Origin of the sequence: Actinomadura napierensis (assembly GCF_039529375.1) — a bacterium.
In the GTDB taxonomy this organism is placed as follows: domain Bacteria; phylum Actinomycetota; class Actinomycetes; order Streptosporangiales; family Streptosporangiaceae; genus Spirillospora; species Spirillospora napierensis.
In genome coordinates, this window is sequence record NZ_BAAAMR010000073.1 from 36,085 (window position 1) to 42,164 (window position 6,080).

Genomic DNA, 6,080 nt, shown 5'->3' on the forward strand with positions numbered 1-6,080 from the left:
CGCTTCGCCTGAACAGTTGAAAGGTCCCCCCATGACGGAATCCTCTCGAGGGGGGACGACCCCCCACACCCCCCTTCCGACTTCGTCGGAATCAGCGACACGGGAAGGCGCGCCCGAGGGCGTCGTCGTCCGCGAGGGCGACTACGGCGCCCGGATCGCCGCCGTCGAGCCGGGCGGCGCCGGCTTCATCCCCCTCGGCCAGCGGCACGGCCGGCCGCTCGACCTGCTGTGGACCTGGACGTCGCCGAACCTGGAGTTCGCGACGGTGTTCCTCGGCGTGCTCGCGGTCGCCGCGTTCGGGCTGACGTTCTGGCAGGCCACCGCCGCGATCGTGGCCGGCACGCTGCTCGGCTCGGCGACGCACGCGGTCCTGTCGGCGCGCGGCCCCCGCTACGGGGTGCCGGAGATGGTGCTCGGCCGGGTGCCGTTCGGGCACCGCGGCAACATGCTGCCGTCCGCGATCAACTCGGTGGCGGGCGGCGTCGGCTGGTTCGCGGTGAACAGCGTCAGCGGGTCGCTGGCGCTCAACACGCTGACCGGGATGCCGAAGCCGCTGTGCCTGGCGATCGTGGTCGCGCTGCAGGCGGGCGTCGCGTTCTTCGGGCACAACCTCGTGCACGCCTACGAGCGGTACGCGTTCCCGGTGCTGGCGGTGGTGTTCGGCATCGCCTCGGTGATCATCCTGGCGAAGGCGGACGTCGGCGCTCCCGCCCCGGACGGCGCCGGGACGGGCGGGATCGGCGCGTTCCTCATCGTGGTCGGCGCGAGCTTCGGCTACGCGGCGGGCTGGAACCCCTACGCGGCCGACTACACCCGCTATCTGCCGTCCACGGCGAGCCCGCGGGCCGCCGGCCTGTGGGCGGGGCTCGGCGTCTTCGCCGGATGCACCGTCCTGCAGATCGTCGGCGCGGCGTCGGCGACGCTCGGCGGCAAGGCGCTCGCCGACCCGACCGGCGCGTTCACCGGGCACCTGCCCTCGCTCGTCGCGAACCTCACCCTGCTGGTCATCGCGATCGGCGCGGTCGGCGCCAACGCGATCAACATCTACTCCGGGTCGATGTCGTTCGTCGCGACGGGGATCCGGCTGCCGCTGCCGGTGCGGCTGCAGCGCGCGCTGGTCGCCGGGGCGTTCGGCGCGGTCGGGCTCGTCGTCGCCTACTTCGGGCTGGACGACGCCGGCCACGACTACGAGGCGTTCCTGCTGGTCATCGCGTACTGGATCGGGCCCTGGCTGGGCGTGGTGCTGGCCGATCTGGTGCTGCGACGCGGGGTCTGGACGGCGCGGGACGCGGACGCGCGGGTGGACGCGATGGTGTTCGACGTCCGGCGCCGCAGCTGGGCCGGGCCCGCGGCGATGGCGGTCGCCGTCGTGGTGTCGGTGTGGCTGTTCTCCAACCAGGAGAAGTACGTCGGGATCGTGCCGAGCCACCACCCGTCCTTCGGCGACATCACGTTCGCGGTCGGGTTCGTCCTGGCGGCGCTGCTCTATGCGGTCCTGCGCAAGGTGCCGGGGTTCCGCGAGAACGGCTGACGGGTGGCGCGCTTCGCCGACGCCGCCGGGCCGTGCGAGGTCAGCACGACCGGGGCGCCGAGCGCGTCCTCGATCGTCTCGACCGGACGGCGGCCCAGCGGCGCGTACACCGGCCGCGCTTTCAGCAGCCGTCCGGTGAGGGCGGCCTGGCGGTCCAGGTCCAGGTCGCCCCCGCCGGACGGCAGCCGCTCCACCCGCCCGTCGGGCAGGTCGTAGGCCAGGCAGACGCGCAGATCGGGACGCGCCCCCGCGACGTCCAGATGCGTGACCGCCAGGCCGTCCATGCCGCCGGTGACGTCCAGCGCGTACCGGAGGGCGACGGCGTCGAGATGGCCGGCACGGAACGCGCCCTGCCACGGGCCGGTGCCGTTGTGCGGGTCGGGGAGCGTGGCGGTCAGCGCCGCGTCCTCGGTGACGAACGGGCCGGGACCGTGGCGCGTCGCGTACGTCCGCAGGACGCCGAGCCGCGCCGCCGACGCGCCCGCCTCGGCCAGCAGCGTCTCGGCGTTGGCGAACGTGGTGGTCGACCAGGTCGTGTACGGGTGGAAGCCGTGCCACTCGTCCAGCAGGACGCCCTGCGCGCCCTCGAACACCACGTCGCCGGACCGGAGCAGGCCGTGCAGGTGCCCGCCGCCGACAATCCGGACGCGCCCGCCGAACGCGGTGAACGCGTCGGCGCAGTCGTCGACGTCCGGCACGCCCTCGCCGGACGGGAACGTCTCGCGGTACCAGTTGTGAAGAGCGGTGAGCCGGTGCCGCAGCCGTGCGGGCGACAGGCAGTCGCCCGCGCGTGGCGCGTCGTCGTGGGTGAGCGCGTAGGACGCGGTCTCCCCGATGCCCATGCCGCACGATCCGTGCCGGGCCGCGCCGCGCGCCCGTTCCCGCGCGCGGTTGGCGGCCCGGTGGTACGGCGTCGTCAGCAGGGCGTCCCGGTCGACGGTCAGCCGGTCGAGCGCGTCGGCGACGCCGAGCGAACGCAGGTGGTCGGCCTCGGCGGCGAGGGAGAGGGGGTCGACCAGCATGAACCGCGACAGGTGGGTCCGCACGCCCGGCGTGAACGTCCCCGAGCCGAACTGGGCGAACGTGTGGTGCCGCCCGTCGTCCGTCACGACGTTGTGCGCCGCCTGCGCGCCCCCGTTGAACCGGACGACCGCGGCGACCGGTGACGTGCGGCAGAGGTGGTCGACGACCGTGCCCTTGCCCGCGTCCCCGAACCCGAGGTCGACGACGATGACGTGCCCCATCGCGGTTCCCGCCCTCAGAGCCTGGTCGTGCCGGAGGAGCCCGACGCGTCCAGGCCGGGCGGCGTCGCCGCCACCGCGACCGGCGCGCGCGACGCGTCCAGCCGGGCCAGCGCCCGCGACACCGACGCGGCCGCGTCCGAGCCGGCCTCGGCCAGGTGGTCGAGGCCCTCGTCCAGGTCGATGGCGTCCTCGGCGAGCCCGACGGTCAGCGCGATCGTCTCGCACACCGCGTCGAGATCGTCCAGGTAGAGGACGTGCTGGCCGAGCAGCCCCTGCCAGAAGTCCTTCAGCTCGCGGCTGCCGGAGTGGTAGGCGCCCTCGGGGATGATGAAGTACACCTCGTACATCCGCTGGAGCTCGCGCAGCACGTCCTCGATGGGCAGGTCGCGCTCCAGGTCGTCGCCGATGACCTTGGCGACCTCGCGGCGCTTGATCTTCGGGTACGCCAGCTCGTCGCCGATCATGAACAGGTAGCCGCGCTTGCCGCGCTTCTCGAAGCAGTCGATCGAGGTGTGCCGCGCCATGAAGTACATCGCCAGCTCGTAGGACTCGCGCATCTGGCCGCCGCCCCCGCCCTCCAGCAGGATCTTGCCGAGGCCGTCGTCCATCCGGTTGTCGGCCTCGAACTGCCCGATCTGCAGCGGCGCCCGGTCGCAGGTCGCGTCGCCGACCGCGCCGAACAGGATGTGCGGGTCCTCGGCGTACCCCTTGCGCAGCAGCAGGCCGAGCAGGTCGGGCAGCTTGGTCTGCAGGGTGCGCGGCACGCCGCCCATCGAGCCGGTCACGTCGAACAGCACGCCGATCGCCAGCGACGCGGGGTGGTCGTCGGAGTCCCGGCTCTCCCGGGCGCTCACGCCCTTCGGGTCGAGGTCGGGGTGGACGGTGGTGGCGCCCCCGTCGTTGTAGGCGAACGCGCTGGCGCCGGTGGACGCGCGATAGCTCGCCCGCGCCGCGTAGACGTCGGTGGACCAGTTTCCGCTTCCCATGGATCTTCTCCTTCAGTGGGTGACGGGCAGGTGGAACGGGCGGAAGCGCCGGGGACCGTAGAGCCGTTCGAGCAGCTCGTCGAGTTCGGCCAGCAGCCGCCAGGCGTCGGACGGGCGGCGGTTCTGCGCGGACAACAGGCAGCCGCGCGCGAACCCGCGCAGCGCCTTGGGCGCCTGGTCGCCCATCAGGTCGGTCATGCATCGGGTGGCCATGAAGATGTCGGTCGCCGGGCTCGCGGGACGCCGCTCCGGCACCTCCGGCGGGTACCGGTCGCGGTAGCGGTCCACCATCGCGGGGACGCGCCCGGACGGGTCGGCGTGCGCGTAGCACCCCGGCACGGAATAGCACCAGTCGACCAGGACCAGACCGTGCTCCCCCGGGTGGATCATGACGTGGTCGGGCAGCACCGCGCCGTGCAGGACGCCCGCCCGGTGCGCGAAGCCGAGCGCGACCAGCAGCCGCCGCCACATCCACGCCGCGTCGCGCGGGTCGACGCCGCCGGGGAAGGCGGCCTTGACCTCGGCCAGGCTGCGGAAGCCGTCGAGTGCGGCGATCGCGTTCGACCGCCGCCGCGCGCCCGTCGCGGCGTCCTGGTGCTGGAACGACTCGACCAGGCGCGGCACGTACGGCAGGAACCGCCCGTCCCCGTCCTTGGGGAGCTGGCGCAGCGCGACGGCCTCGCGTTCGAGCAGGTCGCCGTCGCGGGGGTCGCACGGCATCTTCAGCAGCACCTCGCCCGGCGCGGCGTCCGTCCGGGCCCGGTACAGCCGGGCGAGGTCGCCGGAGACCGGGTCGCCCGCGATGCGGTAGGAATGCCGGCGGGTGGTGACGACGGCCGGATCGGACCGGTTGTAGGTGCGCCACAACGCGTTCAGCCGGACGAACGCGTCGCGCGTCCGGCCGCCGGTCGCGTCCGGGTGGACGAGCCGGGCGAGCCGCCGGTAGCGCCGCGCGGCCTCTGCGGCGTCCTCGCCGAACAGGTCGGCGGGGACGCGCGCGCGGGCGAGGCGGGCCAGCGCGTCGTCGAGCTCGCGGGTGTTCACGTCGTTCATCGGAGGATCACCTGATCTCTTCCTCGCGGCTGGGGCGCAGCAGGGCGGGGTGCAGGAGGCGGGCGTCGCCCGCGCGGTAGAGCCGGGGCCGGGGGCCGCCGCGCCGGCCGCCCTTGTCGGACGTGGCGCCGGTGCTCTCCACGAAGCCGGGGACCGACAGCACCTTGCGGTGGAAGTTGCCGGCGTGCAGTTCCTCGCCCCACACCGCCTCGTAGACGGCGCGCAGCTCGGGGATGGTGAACTCGCCGCCGCAGAACGCCGTGGCGAGCGGGGTGTACTCCAGCTTGCCGCGGGCCCGCTCCAGGCCGTCGGAGAGGATCCGCGCGTGGTCGAACGCGAGCCGCCGCGTGGTGCCGGGGCGCTGGTCGCCGGAGTCGGTCAGGCCGAGCGCGCCCACCGGCGCCCAGGCCGCGTCGGCGGCGTCGCCGCCCGCCTCGGGGTCGGGGAGCTCGGGGGCGAACGCCAGGTAGGCGACGGAGATGATCCGCATCCGCGGGTCGCGGCCGGGGGAGCCGTAGGTGCCGAGCTGCTCCAGGTGCACGCGGCCGAGCACGCCGCCCTTGGCGCTGAGCCCGGTCTCCTCGGCCAGCTCGCGGACGGCGGCGTCCGGCAGGTCCTCGGCCTCGCGCCGGCCGCCCGCGTGGACGAAGCCGCCGGGCAGCGCCCACATCCCCTCGAACGGCGCGCCGCCGCGGCGGACGAGCAGGACGTGCAGCGACCCGTCCCGGATGGTGAGGGCGACGACGTCGACGGTCACCGCGACGGGGTCGTAGGCGCGCGGGTCGTAGTTCGCGAGGAACTCGCTCTCGTCGCGCGTCGGGTCCGGGGTCATCGGTGCCGCTCCATGGTCTCGCTCTGAGTAAATCTCAGTATGAGTTCATCTCGATATGAGAAGAACATAGCCCGGGGCGGGCGGTATGTCCAGCCGGTTTCCGCGCACGCGCAGAGCGCCGCCTCCCCACCTGGGGAAACGGCGCTCTACGGACGATCGTCAGCGGCGGTGGCGGCCGCCCGGGTAGGGGGGCTCCGGACCGGACGCGAACGGGTTCGGCACGTCCGGGTCGAGCGCGTACGGATCGTCCGGCGGTTCCGCGGCGTCCGCACGCCCGTACGGCGCGGGGCCGCCCGCATAGGGCTCCCGCCGGGGCGGCGGCTCGCCTCGGTACTGCTCGCCCCCGTGCTGCTCACCCCCGTGCTGCTCACCCCCGTGCTGCTCACCCCCGTGCTGCTCACCCCCGTGCTGCTCACCCCCGTGCGGCTCACCGC

6 protein-coding genes are annotated in these 6,080 nt (G+C 74.1%); 2 read left to right on the forward strand and 4 right to left on the reverse strand.

The features are described from left to right. Window positions 1-31: 31 nt before the first annotated feature. Window positions 32-1,531: a purine-cytosine permease family protein gene (locus ABD296_RS32950; RefSeq protein ID WP_344276242.1), complete on the forward strand. Its 1,500-nt coding sequence runs from the start codon at window positions 32-34 to the stop codon at window positions 1,529-1,531. Here ABD296_RS32950 and ABD296_RS32955 read toward each other — a convergent pair. The 4 genes from ABD296_RS32955 to ABD296_RS32970 are packed head-to-tail and all read right to left on the reverse strand — an operon-like array spanning window position 1,486 to window position 5,646. Continuing rightward, window positions 1,486-2,775: an adenylosuccinate synthetase gene (locus ABD296_RS32955; protein WP_344276245.1), complete on the reverse strand. Its 1,290-nt coding sequence runs from the start codon at window positions 2,773-2,775 to the stop codon at window positions 1,486-1,488. The genes ABD296_RS32950 and ABD296_RS32955 overlap by 46 nt on opposite strands. Window positions 2,776-2,789: 14 nt before the next feature. Then, window positions 2,790-3,761, reverse strand: coding sequence for a hypothetical protein (locus tag ABD296_RS32960; RefSeq protein ID WP_344276248.1), 972 nt, complete (start codon window positions 3,759-3,761; stop codon window positions 2,790-2,792). Between the two features lie 12 nt (window positions 3,762-3,773). Then, a complete protein-coding gene (locus tag ABD296_RS32965) occupies window positions 3,774-4,814 on the reverse strand; it encodes a serine/threonine-protein kinase (RefSeq protein ID WP_344276251.1) in 1,041 nt (346 codons plus the stop codon). 7 nt (window positions 4,815-4,821) lie between these two features. Further along, entirely contained in the window at window positions 4,822-5,646 is an 825-nt protein-coding gene (locus ABD296_RS32970; protein WP_344276254.1) for an NUDIX hydrolase, read from the reverse strand. Between the two features lie 168 nt (window positions 5,647-5,814). Between ABD296_RS32970 and ABD296_RS32975 the strand changes: the two genes are divergently transcribed. Continuing rightward, a partial coding sequence (locus ABD296_RS32975) for a hypothetical protein (RefSeq protein WP_344276257.1) occupies window positions 5,815-6,080 on the forward strand: 266 nt, incomplete at its 3' end.

Bases quoted from the DNA above. Each gene is read 5' to 3' on its own strand.
- ABD296_RS32950 (WP_344276242.1), top strand. From the start codon at position 32: ATGACGGAATCCTCTCGAGGGGGGACGACCCCCCACACCCCCCTTCCG.
- ABD296_RS32955 (WP_344276245.1), bottom strand. From the start codon at position 2,775: ATGGGGCACGTCATCGTCGTCGACCTCGGGTTCGGGGACGCGGGCAAG.
- ABD296_RS32960 (WP_344276248.1), bottom strand. From the start codon at position 3,761: ATGGGAAGCGGAAACTGGTCCACCGACGTCTACGCGGCGCGGGCGAGC.
- ABD296_RS32965 (WP_344276251.1), bottom strand. From the start codon at position 4,814: ATGAACGACGTGAACACCCGCGAGCTCGACGACGCGCTGGCCCGCCTC.
- ABD296_RS32970 (WP_344276254.1), bottom strand. From the start codon at position 5,646: ATGACCCCGGACCCGACGCGCGACGAGAGCGAGTTCCTCGCGAACTAC.